Genomic DNA, 19,358 nt, shown 5'->3' with positions numbered 1-19,358 from the left:
GGGCATGGCCCCCGCCCCGGCCAAGACGTCCGTCGCCGCCCCCGCAAAGACGAAGGCCGCCACCGTCAAGAAGACCACCTCCACCCCGGTCTACAACGACGACGATGACCGGGACGACGACCACGACGATGACTGGGACGACGATGACTGGGACGACGACCACGACGACGACCGGGACGATGACCGGGACGACGACCGGGACGACGACCACGACGACGACTGAGCCCGCATCGCTCCCTGATCAGGCCGGTCCCGGCGCGTCCCCCAGCGCGCTGCGGGCCGGTCCTGCGTCTGCCCCCGCGCTGCGCGGCCCTAGGATGCAGGGAGTCACAACCCCGGAGGACCTCATGGACGAGACCCGCACCGTCATCGAAGTCGATGCGCCGAAGGAGCCGCTCTTCCCCGGTTCCGCGTTGGTGGGCACCGTCCTGTTCCCGATCTTCGCGGTCGTGGCGCTGGTGCTGGCCATCGTCTACGAGATGCCCTGGCTGGTCACCTCGTCGCTGGCCATCACTCTGGCGCTCTCGGCGATCCTCATCTCCCAGTACCTCAACCGGCGCGGTCGCTCGGGCACCCTGCGCCTCTCGCTGGGCGATGGCGTGACGCGGATCGGCCCGGCGCCGTCGTCGCGGCTCATTCCTCTGCTGCTGACCGGCCTCGCCGGCATCGTGGTGCTCGTCGACATCACCCTGCGCCTGACCGGCTACCTCACGGACGACGGCGGCATGAGCTTCGCCGTCATGCTGGCGCTGATCGTCGGGTGGGGCATCGCGGACGGCTGGTTCACGTACCGGAACCCGCCCGGTCTGGTGCTCTCACCCAGCCATGTGACCACCGTCGCGAGCATGGGGAAGGAGACCCGCGTGCCGTGGGCCCAGCTCAGCGGCGCGCCGGAGATCAAGGGCGCCCGTTTGCTGATCCCCACCGACAAGACCCAACTCCAGGTGGGCGTGAGCCAGATCGACTCCGACCCCCGGGTGGTGGCGGCCCTGATCGAGGCCTACCGCGGCCGACCGGCCCGGCAGGGCGAACTCGGCGACGGGCGGGTCGCGCAGCGGGCAAGCTCGCTGACGCTACGCTGAACAGGTGATGAAATCTCACCTTGGGAAATCGTCTCGATCTCGCTCCTGGAGCGACATCGGCGCATTATCCCAAGGCGAGATTTTCCCCCTCGTTACCCAGCCGGTCGTTCACTCGAGATGCTGTACCTGAGGGAGAACTGCCTGGGGGACGTGGCCCCCCTGAAGGGCCTCACGTCGCTGCAGCAGCGCTGGTTGGCCGGGAATCCGTCCATCTTCAACCTGGCGCAGCTGAAGCCGCTCGTCGACAAGGGATGCGAGATCGACATCTGGCCGTGAGCAGGTGAACGTGGAGCACCCGCCTGCGGCGACCTACTGGAACCAGCCGAACATCGTGCAGCCCACGGCGAAGACCACCATGGAGACGAACAGCAGGACGGTCAGGATGGCGCTCTCCGCCTCGCTCGGCTGCTTGTGCTCCGCCTGGTACTTCTCGACGTCGAACTGTTCCCGGTTCTCGGTGCTCACGACATGCCTCCCAATCGGCTGAGATCTGATACGAGTGCCACGCCCAGCACCACGAACACCACCGCCATGAAGCCGGTGTACATCCAGCGCTGGCGGTGGTCCGAGCGCCAGAACCTCTTCATGCTGACGATTCCGTTGACCACCGCGTAGACGCACAGTGCGATGCCGATGGGCGCCGCCACCCAGCCCGCGAGGCTGAGCACCGGCACGAGCACCGGGATCAGCAGGTAGGTGATCAGGCAGCGCACCCCGGAGAACATCACGGACACGCGGAAGGCGGCGTGCGCTCCGACACCCGAGGCGCTGTCTGCCTCGGTCACGCCGAGGAGACGGCGCATGAACCGGTCCGGCGCGGCGTTCGAACGGAACCGGGTTGCGGGGGGCGACGATGTCGCCCGGGCTGCGTCGTCGAGGATGCTCACGGCGCTCACGCTACCGCTTCTGTGGCTTCGTCCTCCAGGCTCCGAGCGCGACGCAGGTGGCGCCACAGGCGGATGCCGCCCAGGACGGCCAGGACCATCCCCGCACCGCCCACGAGTACGCCGACGAACAGGCCGATGTAGAGCGGGCTGAAAAGCACTTCCTCCTGCGGGCGCTGCCGCATGACGCCGAGGAGGAAGCCGAGCAGCGGGGCCAGGGCGGCGATGCACACGCCGAGCGTGAGCATCCAGAAGCCGGGCGCGGTGGGCACCAGGCGGACGGGCCGCCCGGTCACGACGGGGTCGAGATCTGTCATCGGGATCATCCTTCCAGGGGGCGGTCGACGACGGCCAGGCCCGGCTTGTGGGCCGGCGGAGCGGCCTCGTCGTCGCCGTTGAATTTCTTCACGGCCTGCACGAGCGGGCCGACGATGTCCATCGGGAGCGGGAAGACGACGGTGGAGTTCTGGTCCGCGCCGAGTTCCAGCAGGGTCTGCAGGTAACGAAGTTGGAGGGAAGCGGGTGCCTCGCTGAGCGTGAGGGCGGCGTCGCGCAGTTCCACCGACGCCTGGAGTTCGCCCCGGGCGCTGATCACCTTGGCACGACGCTCGCGCTCGGCCTCGGCCTCCCGGGCCATCGCCCGCTGCATCATCTCCGGGATCTCCACGTCCTTGATCTCCACCACCGACGCCTCGACGCCCCACTCCTTCGTCTGAGTGGCGATCGAGTGGGCCAGGTCCTCGTTGAGGTCTGCCCGGTGGGCGAGCAGCGTGTCGAGTTCCGCCCGGCCGACGACCGAGCGCAGCGTCGTCTGCGCGAACTGCGAGGTGGCGACGGCGTGGTTCTCCACGGACATCACCGACAGCACCGGATCTGTCACCCGGAACATCACCACCGCGTTGACGCGGGCTGTGACGTTGTCCCTGGTGATGACCTCCTGCGGAGGGATGGTCAGAGTGACCGTCCGCAGGTCCACGCGGATCAGCTTGTCGAGGAACGGCAGGCGGAACACCAGGCCGGGGCCGAGGGCGCCGCGCAGCCGCCCGATACGGAAGGCCACCACCCGTTCGTACTCCCGGACGATCCGGAAGGAAGAGATGAGGAACGCGACCACAAGGAGGAACGCGAGAATTGCCAGAACGACCTCAGTTGGCATGGTCAGCTCTCCTGTCTGATGCATAGCTGCTGCGTTGGCGGGCCAGGGCTGCGGCCGCAGCCTCGCGGTCCCGCTGGGTCTGGTCCGCGGTCCTGACGACCGCGCCCAGGGGGTCTGCCGGGGTGTGGCGCAGGAAGAGCCAGAGCGGCACCGACCCCGCGGCGATCAACACCGCGGCGACGAGGGCCAGCACCTGGCTGGTCCAGTTCTCCACCACCAGCGCCGTCACGGCCGGCCACACGACAGCCAGCACCGTCACGGAGCAGGCGATGCCACGGTGAAAACGCGCGGATTCCGACGAGGGCCACGGGTCCACCGACCGGCGCATCTCGCGCCCGTCGTCGGATTCGGTGCAACTGTCCTTGACGGGGCACGAGTTACAGACCAGCGGGCTGCCCCGGTACCGCATCACCCTGTTGTCCGGGTCGAAGGACCGCGGGTACAGCCACTGGTCCTCCGGGCAGAGCCACGCGTCGTGGCTCTCGTGGTAGACGAAACCGCCGTTGCGGTCGTCCTGCGTGCGGCTCTGCGCCCGCCTGGCGAACGAGTCGATGCCGTAGGCGACCAGCAGGAGCACCAGCCCGTAGCCCGCGCCCAGCCAGGCGGCGATCTCGATGTCGATCATGAGAGGTCCTCATTCTCGGGAGGTACCCGCCTGTCCGAGGCGTAGCGACTGCGGCTGGGCGGCAGCTCGTCGGCGACGACGCCGGCCTGAACCGGTAGCCCGGTGCGGTCCTCCTTGGCCTCGTCGTGCTCGATGACGAAGAGCGTCTCGGGCTCCATGACGGTGACCGTGGCGGGGATCGCGTGGCGGATCCCGCACCAGGCGAGCCACACGAACGGCAGGATGCCGCCGACGAGGAACACCACGTCACCGGGCATGCGCAGCCATTCGAGGATGACGTTGCCGGGCTCGGCGATGTAGCCCAGCGTGCGGGCCTCGTAGTAGCCCTCGTTGACCGAGTGCCACAGCTGCAGCACGCCCAGCGGCAGCAGCGTCGCGAACACCATCCAGGCCAGGCCGATATTGAGGCACCAGAACGAGATCTTCGCCATCCGGTCCGACCACTTCTCCGGCTTGATGATGTAGCGCAGCGCGAAGAGCGCCATGCCGACGGCGAGCATGCCGTAGACGCCCATCATCGAGCCGTGCGCATGGTTGGCCGTGAGCGCGGTACCGATCTGGTAGTACGACACGATCGGCAGGTTGATCAGGAAGCCGAACACGCCGGCGCCCACGAAGTTCCAGAAGCCCACGGCCACCAGGAACATGACGGCCCACCGGTGCGGGAAGGGCGCGCTGCTGCGCGACTCCTGCTTCGAACCCAACTGCAGGAAGGCCCAGGCCTCCACCGTCAGGAACGTCAGGGGAATGACCTCGAGGGCGGAGAAGAACGCGCCCAGCGCCATGTGCTCGACGGGGGTGCCCGAGAAGTACAGGTGGTGCATGGTGCCGATCACGCCACCCACCGAGTACAGGATGACGTCGAGGAAGATGATCTGGATGGCGATCTTTCGCCGCACCACACCCAGCATCACGAAGATGTAGGCGACCATCACGGTGGTGAACAACTCGAGGAAGTCCTCCACCCACAGGTGCACCACCCAGAAGCGCCAGAATTCGGCGACGGTGAGGTGCGTGCCGTTGGTGGCGAGGAGCCCGACGGCGTAGAAGGCCGGGATGGCCAGGCCCGAGTAGAAGAACAGCCACGGCATGTTGAACTTCGACTCGGAGCGCAGCCGCGAGCGGATGGCGCGGTAGATGATGATGATCCAGATGAAGAGGCCGATCACCAGGAGGATCTGCCAGAACCTCGGCAGGTCCAGGTACTCCCACTGCTGGTCGAAGAAGATCGAGCCCTCTGCCCATTCGGGGCCGAACGTGCTGATCGCCGTGCCACCCAGCATGCCGAGCACCACCACGGTGAGCGCGCCGAGGAGGCCGTAGGCCAGCCAGTGCTGACGCTTCGGTTCGCGGCCGGAGATGATCGGTGCCAGGAAGATGGCGGCGGCCAGGAAGGCGGCGGCCGTCCACAGCAGCGACAGCTGCAGGTGCCAGGTGCGGGCGAGGTTGAACGGGAGGACACGGGCCAGGTCGATACCGAAGAAGCTGTCGATCTCCGCGCGGTAGTGCTCGACGGCGGCGCCCAGTGTCGCCTGCGCCAGGAAGAGCAGTGAGACGACGAAGAAGAACCAACCGGTGGCCTTCTGGGCCTTCGTGATGCCCACCTTGCCGGGCTGCAGGAACGACAGGGTGGGGGTCTCGCTCGACTGCCAGCCGATCTTCTTGCTCCACCTGCCGTACAGGGCGAACAACGCGCCGAGGCCCGCCAGCAGCGCGATCAGCGACATCGCCGACCAGACGAGGATGTCCGCCGTCGGGCGGTTGTCGACACGGGGCTCCGGCGGCCAGTTGTTCGAGTAGGAGTAGTCGTGCCCCGGGCGCTCCGCGGAACTGGCCCAGGCCGTCCAGCCGAAGAAGGCGGTGAGATCGTGGATCTGGTCCGGGTCCGTGATCGCCGAGGGGATCAAGCCGTACTTGGTGGAATCGGTGCCGAAGAAGTCTGCGTAGTGCTGCTTGAGCATCTCGAAGGCGCTGATCTGCTCGGGAGTGAAGACCAGCACGCCGGTGCTCTCGTCGTAGCGGTTCTCCCGCATGTGCTCGACGGTGGCCGCCGCAGGATCCTGCACGCCCCCGTCCCGCAGTTGTTCGGTGACGTGCTCGGTGGCCAGACGCAGGTACTCGGCCGTGTAGTCAGGGCCGAGGTACGCGCCGTGGCCCATGATGGAGCCGTACTGCTGGAGCCCCCGGCGGAGGAAGATCTGTTGCCCGGAGGTGATCTCCTCCTCGGTGAACACCACCTCCCCTGACTCGCTCACCACCTGTTGCGGGAGGGGCATGCCGTCGGTGTAGGTGCGGTAGGCGAGGAAGCCCATCACGAAGAAGCCGAAGACGAAGACCAGTGCTATGCCCTGGACCCATCCTTTGGAGATGACCAGCTCAGCTTTCGACGGCTGTAGATCGGGGTTGTTGTTGACGAGGCTCACTGTGCCCACCACCTGGATTCATCTGGGGATGCGGATGACCGCGCGGCCATGATGTGGGAACCCTAGGGCACGAGTGGGTCTTTATTGGCGAAACTTTGGACAAAGTCCCCCGGTTGTCCAGGTGTGAGCCTGCTCAGCAGTCGCACCGCGTCGTGGGAGCGTGTCCGCGGGCGTCGTTGTCGAAGTAGACGTGCGCGTCCAGCCCCGAGTCGCCGGTGGCATCGCGCATGGTGGGCCAGGTGGCGGGCAACCGCTTTCCTCCCCGATCCGAGGGGGGCGGAGCCGCCTGAAGGACAGCTACCGGGCCCGACCCGGGGCGGCCGAGTGAACCAGGTGAAGTGCGGCGGGATCTTCGAACGCCTCCGCACGAGGTGGCCCCATACCCCATGCCCATCGGCCGCTGCTGTCGGGTTCGAACAAAGTTGGGCGTCGAGATTTGGTTTCCGCGTGGAGCGCCCGAAAATCCCCTGACAACATGGCCGTGTCGTTTTCCAAACGAGCCGTTAACCTGACAGATTGTCGCCAACCCCCAACAGGGGGCTGTTGTCGTGCCAGGAGGTTCGAATGTTTCGACGCATCGCCATCGTCAACCGTGGAGAGGCCGCCATGCGGCTCATCCACGCCGTGCGCGATCTCAATGCGGAACATCCGGACCGGGAGCCCATCGTCACCGTCGCGCTCTACACCGACGCGGAGCGCTCGGCGATGTTCGCCCGCGAGGCCGACGAGGCCTACCCGCTCGGACCGGCGTCGGAGCGCCCCTACCTGAACCACGACCTGCTCGGCCACGTGCTGACCGAGGCCCGCGCCGACGCGGTGTGGGTGGGCTGGGGCTTCGTCGCCGAGGACCCCGCCTTCGCGGACCTCGTCGAGTCCCTCGGCATCACGTTCATCGGCCCCTCGGGCGACGCCATGCGCAAACTCGGCGACAAGATCGGCTCGAAGTTGATCGCCGAAGAGGTCGGCGTCCCCGTGGCGCCGTGGTCGCGCGGCGGGGTCGACACCCTCGACGACGCGCTGGCCGCCGCAGACGCCGTCGGCTATCCCCTCATGCTCAAGGCGACCGCCGGCGGTGGCGGCCGCGGCATCCGTCGCGTCGACTCCGCCGAAGACCTCGCCGACGCCTACCAGCGCACCCGCGACGAGGCGCAGCGCGCCTTCGGCTCCGGCGTCGTCTTCCTCGAGAAGCTCGTCACCGGCGCCCGCCACGTCGAGGTGCAGCTCATCTCCGACGGCGACACCGCCTGGGCCGTCGGCGTGCGCGACTGCACGGTGCAGCGCCGCAACCAGAAGGTCATCGAGGAGTCCGCCTCGCCGCTGCTGACGCCCGAGCAGAACGACGAGATCAAGGCCTCCGCCGAACGCCTCGCGCTCGCGGTGGGGTACAAGGGCGCCGGCACCGTCGAGTTCCTCTACCACCCGGGCGAGCGTCAGTTCGCGTTCCTCGAGGTGAACACCCGCCTCCAGGTGGAGCACCCCATCACCGAGGAGACCAACGACTTCGACCTGGTCAAGGCCCAGATCCGCATCGCCGCCGGCGACAAGCTCGAAGGCAAGCCCGTCGAGTTCGGCCACGCCGTGGAGGCCCGCCTCAACGCCGAGGACCCTGACCGCGACTTCGCGCCCTCGCCCGGCCTCATCACCCGCCTGGACCTCCCCGCCGGGCCCGGCATCCGCGTCGACACCGGCGTCGCCGAGGGCGACTCCATCCCCGCCGACTTCGACTCCATGATCGCCAAGATCATCGCCTACGGCCGCACCCGCACCGAAGCGCTGGGTCGCCTGCGCCGCGCCATGGCAGAGACCACCGTCGTCATCGAGGGTGGCGCCACCAACAAGAGCTTCATCCTGGAACTCCTCGCCCAGCCCGAGGTCACGGGCGCCGAGGCCTCCGGCCGGCGCGCCGCCGCCGTCGCGTGGGCGGACACCGGCTGGATCGACCGGGTGCGCGCCGAGGGTGGCCTCGTCGCCGACGAGCACGCCGGCATCGCGCTGGTGGCCGCGGCCATCGAGGGCTACGACGACAACGTCCACGTCGAGACCGAGCGACTGCTCACCACCGCCCACGGCGGCCGCCCCCAGACGCAACACAAGTCCGGCCTCACCGTCGACCTGAAGCTGCGCGGCGTCGTCCACTCCGTGACCGCCTACGCCACCGGCCCCGGCCGCTACCGCGTGACCGTGGACGGCAACACCGCGGATGTCGCCGTCGAGAAGCTCGACGAGGTACACGGCCGCATCACCGTCAACGGAGAGCGCTTCCGCCTGGTGACGGCCACGCACGGCCCCGTGCACCTGATCGAGGTCGACGGCGTCACCCACCGCGTCTCCCGCGACGAGGGCGGCGTGCTCCGCTCCCCCGCCCCGGCCCTGGTGGTCGCCACCCCCGTGTCCGTCGGCAGCGAGGTGGAGGCCGGCGCCCCTGTCGTCGTGCTCGAGTCCATGAAGATGGAGACCGTCATCCCCGCCCCGTTCGCGGCCCGGGTGAAGGAGCTGCACGTGATGACCGGCTCGCAGGTGGAGTCGATGGCGCCGCTGGTGCGCCTGGAGCCCCTCGGCAACGGCAACGGCGGCGTGGCCGTCGACGAGACCAACGCCGTCGACCTCCCCGAGGCGCAGGAAGTCGACGCGGCCACGCGGCTGGCGCAGCTGCGCGCCGAACTCTCGGCCGTCCTCATGGGCTACGACGTCGACCCGGCCGCCAAGACGCTCAAGGCCTACCTGGCCGCCCGCGACGAGGCCCGCGCGCAGGGCATCGACACTCTCCCCGGCGAGATCGAACTCATCGCGCTGTTCGCCGACCTCGCCGAGCTGTCGCGCAACCGCCCCGTCGGCGAACAGGACAACACGGAACTGCGCGTCCACTCGGACCGCGAACACTTCCACCGCTACCTCACCACCCTCGACGCGGAGCGCGCCGGCCTCCCCGGCCAGTTCATCAATCGCCTCGGCCGCGTGCTCAGCCACTACGGCGTCGACTCCCTGGACCGCCTCCCCGCACTGGAGCAGGCCGTGTTCCGCGTCTTCCTGGCGCAGAAGCGTCAGGCCGCCGACGTCCCCATCGTGTTGGGCATCCTCGACCGCTGGATCGACGAGCCGGCCCCCGACGCCGACCGGGCGGCCTCGGCCCGCGCCGACCTCGAGCGCCTCCTGCGCGCCACCCAGCTGCGCTTCCCCGTCATCGGCGACATCGCCCGCTCGGTCAGGTTCCGCTGGTTCGACCAGCCGCAGGTGGACGCGGAGCGCGCCTCCATCCTGGCCGGCTTCGGCGCCGAGCTGGAGGCCCTAGTCGCCAACCCGCAGGCCGTCGACTACGAGGAGCGCGTCGCCAAGCTCGCCGGCGTGCACGAATGGACGGCGAACTACCTCGCCAGCAGGCTCGCGCAGGGCGTGCCCGCCCACGAGCCCATGCTCGAGGTGCTGCTGCACAAGTACTACGCGGACTACGATCTCAGCAACATCCACCGCTTCACCGTCGACGGCCGCGCCGTCGTCATCGCCGACTACCTGCTCGAAGGCCGACCCCGCCGCTTCGTCACCACCGTCGGCACCCGTGACGAACTGACCGACGGCGCCCTGGAGCGCCTGGTCAACGAGCAGTTCGCGGCCCGCCCCGAGGGATACGACGCTGTGGCCGAGCTCTACGTCGCCTGGCCGGAGACGCCCGACGAGGAAGGCATCGGCGTCGAGCTGGCCGAGCTCCTCAACACCTGGGCCTGGGACCCGGCCACCCGGCGCGTGGCGGTGGGAGTCTGCCTGGCCGACGGCACCGTCGAGTACCGGGCGTTCACCTTCGACGACATCGACGGCGTGCGGACCCTCCGCGAGAACACCAACGTCCGCGCCCTGCACCCGATGACCGGTCGCCGCCTCGACCTGTGGCGTCTCCGCGAGTTCGACACGACGCGGCTCCCCGCCCCCGAAGACGTGCTGCTCTACGAAGCGGTGGCCAAGTCCAACCCGGACGACCGCCGCCTGGTGGCCATCGCCCAGGTGCGCCAACTGGGCGTGGTCCGCGACGACGCCGGCCAGCTCATCGGCCTCCCCCACGCCGAGCGGGCGGTCTCCAACTGCCTCGAGGCGATCCGCCGCACCCGCTCCGCGCGGGGCTCGGCGGGGTCGAAGCTCGACATGAACCACGTGTGGGTCTACGTGTGGCCGCCCGTCGACCTCACCGTCAACGACATCAAGCCCCTGCAGGACCGGATCACCCCCCTGTCCGACGGCGCCGGCATCGAAGAGGTGCTCTGCCACGCCCGCTTCCTCACCCGCGACGGTGCGGGCACCCAGGAGTTGCGGCCCCTGGCCGTCCGGTTCCACGCAAAGCCCGGCTCCGGGGTCACCACGTCGGTGACGGCACCGCCGTCCGAGCCGCTCAAGCCGCTCGACGACTACGCGGGCAAGGTGCTCCGCGCCCGCCGTCGTGGCCTGGTGTACCCGTACGAACTGTCGGCCAGCCTCGCCGGCGAGGGCGGGTCCCTCGTCGAGCTGGATCTGGACGCGGACGGTCGCCTGGTGGAGGTGGACCGCGAGCCCGGCCGCAACAAGGCCGGCATCATCTGCGCCCGCGTCACCACCCTTACCGCGCTGCACCCGGAGGGCATGACCCGCATCGTGCTGTCCGGCGACCCGACGAAGGGCCTGGGCGCCGTGGCCGAGCCCGAGTGCGCACGCATCATCGCCGCCATCAACCTGGCCGAGGAGATGCGCGTCCCCGTCGAGTGGTTCACGCTGTCCTCCGGCGCCCGGATCTCCATGGAATCCGGAACCGAGAACATGGACTGGGTGGCCGCCGCGCTGCGCCGGATCGTGGAGTTCACGCAGGCGGGCGGCGAGATCAACGTCGTGGTCGCCGGGATCAACGTGGGCGCCCAGCCGTACTGGAACGCTGAGGCCACCATGCTGATGCACACCAAGGGCATCCTCGTGATGACGCCGGATTCGGCGATGGTGCTCACCGGCAAGCAGTCGCTGGACTTCTCCGGTGGCGTCTCCGCCGAGGACAACTTCGGCATCGGCGGCTACGACCGCGTGATGGGCCCCAACGGCCAGGCCCAGTACTGGGCGCCGAACCTGGGCGCCGCCATGGGCATCCTGATGTCGCACTACGACCACACCTACGTGGCCCCGGGCGAGACGGGGCCGCGTCGGGCTGAGACCACTGACCCGGGCAGCCGCGACATCTCGGACTTCCCGCACCACTGCGACGGCTCAGACTTCGCGACGGTGGGCCAGATCTTCTCCCGCGAGCACAACCCGGACCGGAAGAAGCCGTTCGACATCCGCGCGGTCATCGCCGCGGTGTGCGACCAGGACCACCCGCGCGTGGAGCGCTGGGCGGGCATGGCCGACGCGGAGACCGCCGTCGTCATGGACGCCCGGATCGGCGGCCATTCGGTGAGCGTGCTGGGCATCGAGTCCAAGCCGGTCCCGCGCGCGGGCTTCCCGCCCACCGACGGCCCGGACACCTTCACCGCCGGCACGCTGTTCCCGCGTTCGTCGAAGAAGGCGGCCCGCGCCATCAACGCCGCGTCGGGCAACCGTCCGCTGGTGGTGCTGGCGAACCTGTCCGGCTTCGACGGCTCGCCGGAGTCGATGCGCAACCTGCAGCTCGAGTACGGCGCCGAGATCGGCCGGGCCATCGTCAACTTCGACGGCCCCATCGTCTTCGTGGTGATCTCGCGCTACCACGGCGGCGCGTTCGTGGTGTTCTCCAAGCAGCTCAACGAGAACATGACCGTGCTGGCGATCGAGGGCTCCTACGCCTCGGTGCTGGGCGGCGCCCCGGCAGCTGCGGTCGTCTTCGCGGGCGACGTCGCGAAGCGCACGGCGGCCGACGCCCGGGTCCGGGAGCTCGAGAACCGCCTGCAGGAGGCGGCGCCGCAGGACCGGGCCCCGCTGCAGCTGGAACTCGCCGACGCCCGGGCCGCGGTGCGGGCCGAGAAGATCTCCGAGATCGCGGGCGAGTTCGACGGCGTGCACTCCATCCACCGCGCCGTCGAGGTGGGCTCTGTGGACCGCGTGATCACCCCGGCAGAGCTGCGCCCGGCGATCCTCGAGGTGATCGAGGCGCCCGGCCGCTGACCTTGCGCGCGCCGAATCTAGATTCGGGGTCTCTGATGACGTTGGATCTAGATTCGGCTCACGCCCAGGCTCAGGCAGAGTGAAGTTGTGCAGCGGACTTCCTGCACAACTTCACTCGGCCTTGACCCGCACCCCGACGCGGAATATTGAATGTTCAAGTATTGTTGTACCTGACATGAACGTCGACACCGTCGTGATCGGAGCCGGACAGGCAGGGCTGTCCGCGGCCCACCACCTGCAACGCCTCGGCATCGACTTCGTCGTGCTCGACGCCAACCCCGCGCCGGGCGGGGCCTGGCAGCACCGCTGGGACTCGCTCACCATGCACGACGTGCACGGCGTTGCCGACCTCCCGGGCACCGACGCGCCCGCCTGGGACGGCGCGGCCCGGGCCAACGTCGAGGTGCCCGAATACTTCGCTGACTACGAGCGGCGCTTCAACCTGCCCGTCCAGCGGCCGGTGCGCGTCAGCCGCGTGGAGTCGGACCCCGGCACCCGCGACCTGCTGGTCCGCACCACCCGCGGCACCTGGCGGGCGCGGTCGCTGATCAACGCGACTGGGACGTGGGACACGCCGTTCATCCCGTACTACCCCGGCGCCGACACCTTCCGCGGCGAGCAGTTCCACACCTCCCGCTACCCCGGGCCGGCCGCGCTGGCGGGCAAGAAGGTCGTCATCGTCGGCGGCGGCGCCTCGGCCGTGCAGTTCCTCGGCGAGCTCGCGGGCCGGGCGGACCTCACCTGGGTCACCCGCCGCCCGCCCGTGTGGCGCAGCACCGAGTTCGATCCCGACGCCGGGCGCGAGGCCGTCGCGCTCGTCGAGGAGCGCGTCAAGCGGGGTCTGCCGCCCAGGTCCGTGGTCAGCGTGACGGGCCTGATGCTGCGTCCGCAGGAGCAGAAGGCGGCCGCCATGGGCGTCTACGCCGCCCGTCGGCCCATGTTCACCCGCATCGAGCCCGACGGCGTGCGTTTCGCCGACGGATCGTTCCAGCCGGCCGACGTCCTGCTGTGGGCCACGGGCTTCCGGCCCAGCATCGGCCACCTGGCGCCGCTGCGGCTGCGCTCCCCGGAGGGCGGCATCGAACTGCTCGCGCCACGGGATCCGCACACCTTCACCACGTCGGCCGTCGACGGCCGGATCCACTTCGTGGGTTACGGCCCTTCGGCCTCGACGATCGGCGCCACCCGGGCGGGGCGGGTCGCCGCGCTGACCATCCGTGAGCAATTGGATGGGGTCGCCGCCTGATCAGGCCGCATTTCCCGGCGTGTCGCGCCGTGACCCCATCCAATTGCTCACGGTCGGTCCCAGCGGCGGGTGGCGATGTCCGCCACCAGCGCGCTGTCGAGCATCATCACGGCCCGACGCAACCCGGCGCCGTCGATGCCCTCTGCGGTGTCGATCCGCGGGCGTGTCACGTCCCCCGTCGGCCGGTGGGCCACCAACTCGGCCACGGCGTCGAGGCGCGCCGTCATCTGCTCGCTCAGCATCCGCTCCCTGCGGCCACGCTTCGACATCTCGACGGCGAACGCCTCGTGCTCGTCGATCAGGTCCGGGTCCTCGGTCAGCAGCATCGTGCCGGTGGAGCGCAGCATCTGCAGGCCCCTGCCCAGGTCGCCGCCGCCGAACTCGGCCACGGCGTCGCGGAGGATGGGGTTGTCGTCGCGCACCTGTTCCGCGAGCAGCACGAGGTGGGCGCCCAGGATGCGCTCCTTGCTCCGGGCGTGGGAGTCCTCGGGCGTGAGCCGCACGCGCTCCTGGTCCGGTGACGACATAGCGGTGGCGTCGAGCAGTTCGCGTCCACGCTCCTCCGGCTGGGCGAGCGTGTCGCGCAGCGGCACGGCCTTGATGAACATCGTTCCCACCAGCGACAGCAGCGTGAGCACGGGCAGGATGATGAAGACCGCCTGCATGGCGTCGCCCAGCGAAGAGCGGAGGAGGTCGGCCAGCGGTTCAGGCAGGTAGAGCAGGTCAACGGGATGCAGCACCGCGTTGGGGTTGAGGCCGCCGGTGGGCACCTGCGCCGCCAGCTCGGGGGTCAGGCGCTGCTCGATGCCGCTCATGAGGTGGGTGGTCATGATGGTGCCGGCGATGGCCGTGCCCAGCGTGTTGCCGATGTTGCGGAAGAACTGGAGGGCGGAGGTGGCCACCCCCAGGTCGCGTCGCTGCACCGCGTTCTGCACCGCGAGCACGTAGATCTGGAACGCCATGCCGTAGCCGAAGCCCAGCACCGCGGTGGAGGCCACCAGTTCCAGGCGGCTGGAATCCTCCCCCAGCCGCAACATCAACAGCGCTCCGATCACCTGCACCACGGCGCCGGCGACGGCGAACTCCTTGTAGCGACCGGTGCGGCTGGTGAGCTGCCCCACGACGATGCCCATGGCGAACAGCACCACGTTCATCGGGATCAGGATGAGGCCGGATTCCGTGGCGGAGACCTGCAGCACGCCCTGGGCATAGACGGGGACGTAGATCAGCACCGCCATCATGGCCATGTTCATGAAGAACGCGCCCACCGTGGAGAACGTGAAGATCTTGTTGCGGAACAGGTGCATCGGCACGATGGGTTCGTCGGCCCGGTGCTCCACCCAGACGAAGGCGACGCTGAAGACGACACCGACCAACAGCAGCACGATGACCTGCGGCTCGGCCCAGCCGTTCTGCCCGCCCAGGCTGATGCCCAGCAGCGCCGCCGACACACCGATGGTCATGGTGGAGATACCCGCGTGGTCGATCTTTCCGCGCACGTATTCCTCGGGGATGTGCAGGTGCCGCAGGATGATCAGCAGCGCGAGCAGGCCCACGGGCATCGAGATGTAGAACAGCCACCGCCAGCTCGACACGTCGGTGATCCAGCCGCCCAGCAGCGGGCCGGCCACCTGCGAGGCGCCCATGACCGCGCCCATGTAGCCCTGGTACTTGCCCCGCTGCCGCGGCGGGATCAGCACGCCGAGGATGGTCTGCGACAGCGGCATGAGGATGCCCATGCCGATGCCCTGGACGGTGCGGGCGACGATGAGGAACCAGAAACTGAACGCCATGCCGGAGAGCACGGAACCGAGCATGAACAGCAGCAGGCCGATGATGTAGAAGCGACGGCGGCCGAAGATGTCGGACAGCTTGCCCGAGATGGGGGTGACCACGGCGCTGACGAGCATCACGATCGTGGAGAGCCACGAATACCAGGCGAGGCCGCCGAGGTCTGCGACGATGCGCGGGATGGCGGGGCCGACGATCGTCTGCGAGATCGAGGCGCTGAACATACCGATCACGAGACCGAAATACGCCCACCGGATGGTCGCGAATTCAAAGGTGGCTGGCTGTTTGGTCACAACCGCTCAATGTACGCCTGGCCCACTCGACTCCGAAAATCGTTGCGTGGCGCAACGGTGTCACACGGTGCGCACCCAGCGGTCGCCGTCGGGCGCGAAGCCCACCCGGCTGAGGTACTCGCGCAGGTGCTTGTCCGGCCGCTCCACCACGACCCGTTCCAGGCCCAGGTCCTCGAAGATCCCGGAGCGCCGGTGGACGAACTCCCCGGGGGTGAAGTCGCGGAAGCGGGGGCTGACCCAGTCCAGTTCGACGACACCCTCACCGTTGCCGTCGTCACGCACCACGGTGACGCCGACGGTCTCGTCGCCGCGCACCACCAGCCAGGCGTGGCGGCCCCCAGAGCCGAGCAGCTCGGGCCTGAAGCCCTTATGGGTGGCGGCCATGTCGTCGGCGTGCACGCTGAGCACCCGCGCCAGGTACGCGTCGTCCGGGCTGACCGGGACCACCTCGTAGACGGCGGCGTCGTGCCGCTCGCGGTAGAGGCGGCTCAGCCAGTAGATGTTGATCAGCACGATGACGGCGTTCATCGCCATGAACGGCCACACCTCGATGATCCCGTTGTAGACGGCAGCGATGACGGACCCGGTGAGGTTCATCCAGCGGAACCGGAGCACGCTGCCCAGCGTCAGCGACCACACCACCAGGATCGAGCCCAGCCACCCGACGATCTCCAACCACGGCATGCGGATCCCCTTCAGCTCTGTTGCCGATCGATGCTATCGACGCGTGGGCCGCTCGGGGAGAAGCAGATCGAACCTGTGCGGCAGGACGCCGCACAGGTTCGATGGGGCAGGTTCAGCGGACCAGCTCAGGCTTCCGCTCAGCGGTGCGCTGGGTGCCGCCCGACCCGGTGCGCAGCCGGGGCTGCGAGGCGCTGCTCCTGCGGCGCAGGAGGCGCATCGCGTTGATGATGACCACCAGCACGGACGCCTCATGGACGAGCATGCCGATCGCCATGGTGACGCCACCGAACAGGACGCCGGCCAGCAGGGTGCCCACGGTGATCAGGGCGATGACGATGTTGGCCCGCATGACGCCGGCCGCGCGCTTGGCCAGCGAGATCGCGTCCGGGATGCGGCTGAGGCGGCTGGTCATCAGCGCGATGTCGGCGGTCTCCACGGCCACCGGCGAGCCGGCGGCGCCCATCGCGATACCGACGTCGGCCAGCGCGAGCGCGGGGGCGTCGTTGACGCCGTCGCCCACCATGGCCACGGTGTGGCCCTCGGCCTGGAGCTTGCGGATGACCTCCAGCTTGTCCTCGGGCAGCAGCGACGCGCGGGCGTCGTCGATCCCCACCTGGGCGGCGACGGAGTCGGCGACCCGCTGGTTGTCGCCGGTGAGCATCAGGACGCGCTTGACGCCTGCGGCGTGGAGGGAGGCGACGAGTTCGGCGGCCTCCTCGCGGACGGTGTCGGCGACCCCGAGCGCCCCGATCACGGTGCCGTCCAGAGCGACGACCAGCGGCGTCTGGCCCGCTGACGACAACTCCTCGACGACAGACCGGGCGAAGCTCAACTCCGCGCCGATCTCCTCCATGAGCGCCAGGTTGCCGACGGCGACCTCGCGGCCCTCGACCATCGCGACCACGCCGTGGCCGGGCACGGAGCGGACGTGCTCCGGGACGGCAGGGACGGTGATGCCGCGCTCGCGGGCCTCGTCGAGGACGGGCACGGCGAGGGGATGCTCGGAGCCCGCCTCGGCCTGGGCGGCCCAGCGGAGGACCTCGTCGTCGCTGAGGGTCCGGCTACGGATGTCGGTGAGCCGGGGTTCGCCGCGCGTGATGGTGCCGGTCTTGTCCAGCGCCACCACGTCGATCTTGGCCGCGGTCTCGAGGAACTCGCCGCCCTTGATGAGGATGCCGTCGCGGGCGGCGCGGCCGATGCCGGCCACGAGGGCGACGGGCACGGAGATCACCAGCGCGCCGGGGCAGCCGATGACGAGCAGGGTGAGCGCCAGTTCGAGGTCCATCGTGAGGAGGCCCACGACGACGGCCAGCGCGATGATGCCGGGGGTGTACCACTTGGAGAAGCGCTCCATGAACTGCTGGGTACGGGCCTTGGCGTCCTGGGCCTCCTCCACCCGGTGGACGATGCGGGCCAACGTGGTGTCGGCACCGACACCGGTAGCGCTGAGCGTCAGGAAGCCGTCGGCGACGATGGTGCCTGCGTACACCTCTGAGCCAGCCGACTTCTCGACCGGGATGGACTCGCCGGTGATGGCGGCCTCGTCGACGGCGGCCTGGCCGCTGACCACGTCGGCGTCGACGGGCACGCGACCACCGTTCTTGACGACGACCGTTTCACCCATGCCGACGGTGTGGGCGGGCACCTCGACCTGCTCGCCGTCGCGGATCACCGTGGCGGTGGTCGGCGCCAGCGCGACGAGTTCGGCCAGCGCGGAGCGGGTCTTGGCGAGGGTGGCGTTCTCGAGGGCGTGACCCAACGCGAAGAGGAACGTGACGGCTGCGGCCTCCCAGTAGTTGGCGATGGCGATCGCGCCGATGGACGCGACGGCCACCAGCAGGTCGATGCCGATGACCTTGACCCGCAGGGCGAGCCAGGCCTTCTTGACGACGGGGGCGCCGGCCACCACCGCCGCGGCGAGCATGAAGTACTCGCCGACGGACGGAGCGACCTGGCCGAGGACCAGTGCGACGACGATCAGGGCGCCGGAAACGGCGGGGATCGCCCAGCGATGAAGACGGGCATGCATGGCTACCTGACCCCTCAGAAAGCCGACGGGCGGGCGGTGTAGCCGACCTTGGCGACGGCGGCGACCAGGTCGTCGACGCTGGTGGCCTGGTCGTCGTGGTCGACCTCGATCCGCGAGGAGGCGAAGTGAACCTTGACGAGGGCGACGCCGGGGAGCTGGCCGACGGCCTTCTCGATCTTGGCGACGCAGGAGGGGCAGCTGAAGCCCTCGGCGCGGAGGATGGTGTGGGTGGTGGTCTGCGTGGTCATGTCGGTTCCTTCTCTTCATTCCGGCGTTGTTGCCGATGAGTTGAAGCTACGCCGGAACCGCCACCGGTTCCTTGATCGGCGTCAAGCGCCAACCGAGCAGGCGGGTGCATACTTGAGCTATGTCAACCGGAGATACCTGCGTTTCCCTCGTGCCGATCTTCAAGGGCCTGGACCACACCCAGCAGTTGGAGGTGGCGGGGTTCGCCCGTCCGCTGCACTTCGACGCCGGCGACCAGGTGGTGGCCTCCGGTGACCGCAGCCGCCGCCTCTTCGTGGTGCATTCCGGCCGGGTCCGGGTGGTGCACCTGTCCGAGGGCGGCCGCGAACACGTCGTGCGGGTGCTCAGCGTGGGGGACGTGCTCGGGGAGGACGCCTTCGTCCTGGGCCGTCGCCCCACCCACTACGCCTACGCCGACACCGAGACGTCGATGTGCACCTTCGACCACGACGACCTCGCCGCCCTGGTGGCCCGCTATCCCGGCATCGCCGTGCGGATGTTGCAGGTCCAGTCAGAGCGGCTGGCCAACGCCGAGCGCATGCTGGCCGCCATGAGCGGCACCGACGTCGGCGCGCGCCTGGCCAGCTACCTGCTGGATCTACCCTCCACCTCCACTCCGGAGGGGGCAGAGGTGGAACTGCCGATGGCCAAGAAGGACGTGGCCTCGCACCTGGGCACCACTCCCGAGACGCTCAGCCGCCAGTTGCGCAAGCTCGTCGACGACGGCGTGCTCGGCCTCCACGGCCGCCGGGGCATCGTGATCCGCGACATCGACGCGCTGCTGGACAGGTCCGGCGCCACGGGCTGAGTCAGAA

At 69.3% G+C, this 19,358-nt stretch carries 16 protein-coding genes and 1 pseudogene; 6 read left to right on the top strand and 11 right to left on the bottom strand.

Features of this window, described 5'->3' with window-relative positions; genetic code table 11:
• From C3E87_RS09955 to C3E87_RS09945, 3 genes are all read left to right on the top strand, one after another.
• Positions 1 to 223: hypothetical protein (locus C3E87_RS09955; RefSeq protein WP_158069072.1), on the top strand; the 223-nt coding region annotated here is incomplete at its 5' end.
• 124 nt (positions 224 to 347) lie between these two features.
• Positions 348 to 1,082, top strand: coding sequence for a hypothetical protein (locus tag C3E87_RS09950; RefSeq protein WP_076062226.1), 735 nt, complete (start codon positions 348 to 350; stop codon positions 1,080 to 1,082).
• Between the two features lie 117 nt (positions 1,083 to 1,199).
• A complete protein-coding gene (locus C3E87_RS09945; RefSeq protein WP_143570984.1) occupies positions 1,200 to 1,358 on the top strand; it encodes a leucine-rich repeat domain-containing protein in 159 nt (52 codons plus the stop codon).
• A 33-nt stretch (positions 1,359 to 1,391) separates the two neighbouring features.
• Here the strand turns inward: C3E87_RS09945 and C3E87_RS09940 are convergent, their stop codons facing one another.
• The 7 genes and pseudogenes from C3E87_RS09940 to C3E87_RS09910 form a co-directional block, all read right to left on the bottom strand.
• Positions 1,392 to 1,547 (bottom strand): hypothetical protein, encoded by a 156-nt coding sequence (locus C3E87_RS09940; protein WP_158069071.1) that lies wholly within the window; start codon positions 1,545 to 1,547, stop codon positions 1,392 to 1,394.
• A complete protein-coding gene (locus C3E87_RS09935; protein WP_198928275.1) occupies positions 1,544 to 1,969 on the bottom strand; it encodes an HIG1 domain-containing protein in 426 nt (141 codons plus the stop codon). Before C3E87_RS09935 ends, C3E87_RS09940 begins: the two co-directional genes overlap by 4 nt.
• 5 nt (positions 1,970 to 1,974) lie before the next feature.
• A complete protein-coding gene (locus tag C3E87_RS09930) occupies positions 1,975 to 2,283 on the bottom strand; it encodes a hypothetical protein (protein ID WP_076062224.1) in 309 nt (102 codons plus the stop codon).
• A gap of 5 nt (positions 2,284 to 2,288) precedes the next feature.
• Positions 2,289 to 3,122, bottom strand: a complete 834-nt coding sequence (locus C3E87_RS09925) for an SPFH domain-containing protein (protein WP_076062221.1) — start codon at positions 3,120 to 3,122, stop codon at positions 2,289 to 2,291.
• Positions 3,112 to 3,747, bottom strand: a complete 636-nt coding sequence (locus C3E87_RS09920) for a hypothetical protein (protein WP_076062218.1) — start codon at positions 3,745 to 3,747, stop codon at positions 3,112 to 3,114. The genes C3E87_RS09925 and C3E87_RS09920 overlap by 11 nt, the downstream gene beginning before the upstream one ends.
• Before the next feature lie 128 nt (positions 3,748 to 3,875).
• Positions 3,876 to 6,059, bottom strand: a pseudogene (locus C3E87_RS09915) (nitric-oxide reductase large subunit); the annotation flags it as partial.
• A 244-nt stretch (positions 6,060 to 6,303) separates the two neighbouring features.
• Entirely contained in the window at positions 6,304 to 6,420 is a 117-nt protein-coding gene (locus C3E87_RS09910; protein WP_143570983.1) for a DUF72 domain-containing protein, read from the bottom strand.
• Between the two features lie 314 nt (positions 6,421 to 6,734).
• On the opposite strand from C3E87_RS09910, the gene C3E87_RS09905 reads away from it, so the two are divergent.
• Together C3E87_RS09905 and C3E87_RS09900 are read left to right on the top strand one after the other, a co-directional pair.
• Positions 6,735 to 12,254: a carboxyl transferase domain-containing protein gene (locus C3E87_RS09905; RefSeq protein ID WP_076062216.1), complete on the top strand. Its 5,520-nt coding sequence runs from the start codon at positions 6,735 to 6,737 to the stop codon at positions 12,252 to 12,254.
• A 175-nt stretch (positions 12,255 to 12,429) separates the two neighbouring features.
• The gene (locus C3E87_RS09900) at positions 12,430 to 13,500 is read left to right on the top strand and encodes an FAD-dependent oxidoreductase (protein WP_076062213.1); all 1,071 of its coding nucleotides are present in this window, start codon (positions 12,430 to 12,432) and stop codon (positions 13,498 to 13,500) included.
• 47 nt (positions 13,501 to 13,547) lie between these two features.
• On the opposite strand, the gene C3E87_RS09895 is transcribed toward C3E87_RS09900, so the two are convergent.
• The 4 genes from C3E87_RS09895 to C3E87_RS09880 all read right to left on the bottom strand — a co-directional run bounded on the left by C3E87_RS09895 (position 13,548) and on the right by C3E87_RS09880 (position 18,545).
• Positions 13,548 to 15,584: an MDR family MFS transporter gene (locus C3E87_RS09895; RefSeq protein WP_083665549.1), complete on the bottom strand. Its 2,037-nt coding sequence runs from the start codon at positions 15,582 to 15,584 to the stop codon at positions 13,548 to 13,550.
• A 60-nt stretch (positions 15,585 to 15,644) separates the two neighbouring features.
• Positions 15,645 to 16,268, bottom strand: a complete 624-nt coding sequence (locus C3E87_RS09890) for a hypothetical protein (protein ID WP_076062210.1) — start codon at positions 16,266 to 16,268, stop codon at positions 15,645 to 15,647.
• A gap of 112 nt (positions 16,269 to 16,380) precedes the next feature.
• Positions 16,381 to 18,297, bottom strand: coding sequence for a cation-translocating P-type ATPase (locus C3E87_RS09885; protein WP_076062208.1), 1,917 nt, complete (start codon positions 18,295 to 18,297; stop codon positions 16,381 to 16,383).
• 14 nt (positions 18,298 to 18,311) lie between these two features.
• Complete coding sequence (locus C3E87_RS09880; protein WP_076062205.1) at positions 18,312 to 18,545, bottom strand: heavy-metal-associated domain-containing protein; 234 nt, start codon at positions 18,543 to 18,545, stop codon at positions 18,312 to 18,314.
• A 119-nt stretch (positions 18,546 to 18,664) separates the two neighbouring features.
• On the opposite strand from C3E87_RS09880, the gene C3E87_RS09875 reads away from it, so the two are divergent.
• Complete coding sequence (locus tag C3E87_RS09875) at positions 18,665 to 19,351, top strand: Crp/Fnr family transcriptional regulator (protein ID WP_076062203.1); 687 nt, start codon at positions 18,665 to 18,667, stop codon at positions 19,349 to 19,351.
• The last annotated feature ends 7 nt before the right edge of the window (positions 19,352 to 19,358 follow it).

This window comes from Tessaracoccus sp. ZS01 (assembly GCF_022342445.1).
Classification (GTDB): Bacteria; Actinomycetota; Actinomycetes; order Propionibacteriales; family Propionibacteriaceae; genus Arachnia.
This window is presented reverse-complemented; position numbering and strand designations above follow the sequence as displayed.

What these genes read in the sequence shown, in the direction of transcription:
- C3E87_RS09900 (WP_076062213.1), top strand. Translation starts at nt 12,430, where the DNA reads ATGAACGTCGACACCGTCGTGATCGGAGCCGGACAGGCAGGGCTGTCC.
- C3E87_RS09905 (WP_076062216.1), top strand. Translation starts at nt 6,735, where the DNA reads ATGTTTCGACGCATCGCCATCGTCAACCGTGGAGAGGCCGCCATGCGG.
- C3E87_RS09925 (WP_076062221.1), bottom strand. Translation starts at nt 3,122, where the DNA reads ATGCCAACTGAGGTCGTTCTGGCAATTCTCGCGTTCCTCCTTGTGGTC.
- C3E87_RS09875 (WP_076062203.1), top strand. Translation starts at nt 18,665, where the DNA reads ATGTCAACCGGAGATACCTGCGTTTCCCTCGTGCCGATCTTCAAGGGC.
- C3E87_RS09950 (WP_076062226.1), top strand. Translation starts at nt 348, where the DNA reads ATGGACGAGACCCGCACCGTCATCGAAGTCGATGCGCCGAAGGAGCCG.
- C3E87_RS09890 (WP_076062210.1), bottom strand. Translation starts at nt 16,268, where the DNA reads ATGCCGTGGTTGGAGATCGTCGGGTGGCTGGGCTCGATCCTGGTGGTG.
- C3E87_RS09880 (WP_076062205.1), bottom strand. Translation starts at nt 18,545, where the DNA reads ATGACCACGCAGACCACCACCCACACCATCCTCCGCGCCGAGGGCTTC.
- C3E87_RS09885 (WP_076062208.1), bottom strand. Translation starts at nt 18,297, where the DNA reads ATGCATGCCCGTCTTCATCGCTGGGCGATCCCCGCCGTTTCCGGCGCC.
- C3E87_RS09920 (WP_076062218.1), bottom strand. Translation starts at nt 3,747, where the DNA reads ATGATCGACATCGAGATCGCCGCCTGGCTGGGCGCGGGCTACGGGCTG.
- C3E87_RS09930 (WP_076062224.1), bottom strand. Translation starts at nt 2,283, where the DNA reads ATGACAGATCTCGACCCCGTCGTGACCGGGCGGCCCGTCCGCCTGGTG.
- C3E87_RS09945 (WP_143570984.1), top strand. Translation starts at nt 1,200, where the DNA reads ATGCTGTACCTGAGGGAGAACTGCCTGGGGGACGTGGCCCCCCTGAAG.